Raw genomic sequence first — 2,304 nt, forward strand, 5'->3', positions numbered from 1 at the left:
CACTGCCTATAAAACCGCACGAAGCAAATTCTATAAGCTTCTCCCTGTCTGTTCTCAGGTTACTATTTTTTTTGTCTTACATCACTTCAAAGAACTTAGTGTCACTCATTTGTGACTCTGGTCAGATACCGGTAACTCGCGTTTTCCGATCCGTTTTCCCCCCTTCCTTGCTGAAGGGAGTGCAAAGGTAAGAGGATAATTTTAACTTCCAATAACCTTCTCAAAATTTAATTTCTAAAGTTTCTCAGAGGATAAACCCTCTCCACTTTATCCCCCTTCCGTCCTGAAGGGAGCGCAAAGGTAAGTGATCATTCCTGACTTCCAAACCCTTTACAAAATTTAATTTTTCAATACTTTTTGAGCTTCTCAACTCTTCCCGTTTCCTCCGCCGTTCGCCTCGTTTGGGAGTGCAAATATCTGCCTTTTATTCTTAAACACAAGACCTATTTAGGGTCTTCTAAAAAAACTCAGGTTCTACAAGCTATAAAATCCAGTCCAGAATCGCATTTGGACTGGGTTTTTGATTTTGTGTAGTCAGAGATTACGTTTAGGCAAATTAAACACAGGTAGTTGATCTTCTCCCATGCTGAAAAACCCAGACATACCAGTGCCTTCCTGGCCAGTTTAACCAGGTTCAGCACTAGGATGATGGAGGCTATCCACGATTGGCTGGTGTTTTTTAGTCTTGCCCTGATGCGGTTCATCCCGTATGCATTTTGGCCTGTCCAAACTTCCCCTCAATCGGGTTCCTCTCTCCGCGCCTTACGTGGTATGCCACTGCCTTTGCGGATGGACGGCCTAAGGGTTTGGCCGCCAACTCAATTTTTTGTCCTTCAGCCATTCCCTGTTTTCTCTGGTGCAGTAGATTTGGTCTGCCAGTACTTTTGCAGGATAAAAGCCGAAGCGCTATTTGTGATTTTCCACATAGTCTCTCAGGTGGCTGCCCTCGTTGAACGAATCCCAAGAGATGGTATCCAAAAAGGAAAAGCCGTACACCAGACTCAGATGGATCTTGGCTCCGAACTCAGTCTTGGCCCTGGCCTTTCCTCGGACGATGGGACGTAAATGGGGCTGATCGATACTGACTATTCGATGCTCCCCCTGATGGCTTCCTGCTTCAAACATCGCCAGTTGCTGCGCATACAGCGTCTGAATGATCCAGTGCTTCTGCTGCATTCGGTGGGAGAGCGGAAAAATGGTAATGGAATCCAGTTGTTTTTCAATCGTCTTGAAGTTCCTTTTTAGATGCTGAAGTTGGAATTTGATACCTTTACGAATGACTTTTCTAGAGGGATTTTTGTTTTGGGCAACCTTGAGATAGCGCTTTCTGGCCACTTGTCGGTAGGTTCTGGGCTTCTTTCCCTGTGGGTTTGCCGCATGGAGTTCATCGATGATCGCTTCTGTGATTTCCCTAGACTTGGCCAATAATCTAATATCGGTGGGATAGGCGATGTCTTGGGGGCAAGCCGTGGCATCATAGATCACTTCGCCTTTGTTGGGACAGTCTACTTTAGATCCATTCGCATCGGTAGCGGTCTTATCTTTTTTTTTACAGTTTTGTCCTGCGCGAATTCATGGACCTTATCGTTCATCTCGGCAATCAATTCATCACCGAGCCGTTTTCTGATATCCACAAAAAGGGAAGCATCAAAGGGAGGCCGTTTGATATAGGAACTGTACCCCAGAAAATATTGTAGATACATGATTTCGGTAATCTGGGCTACGGTCTCCCGGTCATCTAGGTTAAGCAAATGCTTGATGACCACTGCACCGATAAACACTCTGGGGTTCAGGGCAGGCCTTCCGGTGGATTTAGCTGGGTTACGTTTATTATACAGACGTACTAGCTCGTCCCAGGGAATCCGAGAACTGAGCGCAACCCATCGGTTACAGGCATCCAGACCGTTATAGAAGGAATTTTCAAATCCGGTGAATGAGAGTGGACTTTGGCTGGTATATTCGCTGCGTAGCGCACGCCTTTTGGAAGTCTTTTACATAGTTCCTTGCACTTGTCTTCCCTTAAATTCCAAAAATAACTCCGTAATTGTATCAATAGTCTCCTTTTATATTTTCTAAGCAGACCCTATTTATTACTATGGAGAGCTGCTCTGTTGGATGTAATAGTATCAAAACAATAATGGGTTAAACGCAAAAAAGCCAGCTATTAAAGCTGGCTTTTGAATAAATGAGGCGGCGACCTACTCTCCCGGGTGTAACCCCAGTACCATCGGCGCTGCAGGGCTTAACTTCTCTGTTCGGGATGGGAAGAGGTGGGACCCCTGCGCTAGGCCGCCTAAATTGGAA

2 protein-coding genes and 1 rRNA gene are annotated in these 2,304 nt (G+C 45.6%); all 3 read right to left on the reverse strand.

Going from position 1 to position 2,304, the window contains the following annotated elements; genetic code table 11:
• Positions 1 to 906 precede the first annotated feature (906 nt).
• Positions 907 to 1,485: a hypothetical protein gene (locus ESV85_RS22615; protein ID WP_223276085.1), complete on the reverse strand. Its 579-nt coding sequence runs from the start codon at positions 1,483 to 1,485 to the stop codon at positions 907 to 909.
• A 20-nt stretch (positions 1,486 to 1,505) separates the two neighbouring features.
• Complete coding sequence (locus tag ESV85_RS22620; RefSeq protein ID WP_410488868.1) at positions 1,506 to 1,781, reverse strand: transposase; 276 nt, start codon at positions 1,779 to 1,781, stop codon at positions 1,506 to 1,508.
• A gap of 404 nt (positions 1,782 to 2,185) precedes the next feature.
• Positions 2,186 to 2,297: ribosomal RNA gene (rrf, locus tag ESV85_RS22060) — 5S ribosomal RNA — on the reverse strand.
• Positions 2,298 to 2,304 lie beyond the last annotated feature (7 nt).

Origin of the sequence: Algoriphagus aquimarinus (assembly GCF_007997215.1) — a bacterium.
In the GTDB taxonomy this organism is placed as follows: domain Bacteria; phylum Bacteroidota; class Bacteroidia; order Cytophagales; family Cyclobacteriaceae; genus Algoriphagus; species Algoriphagus aquimarinus_A.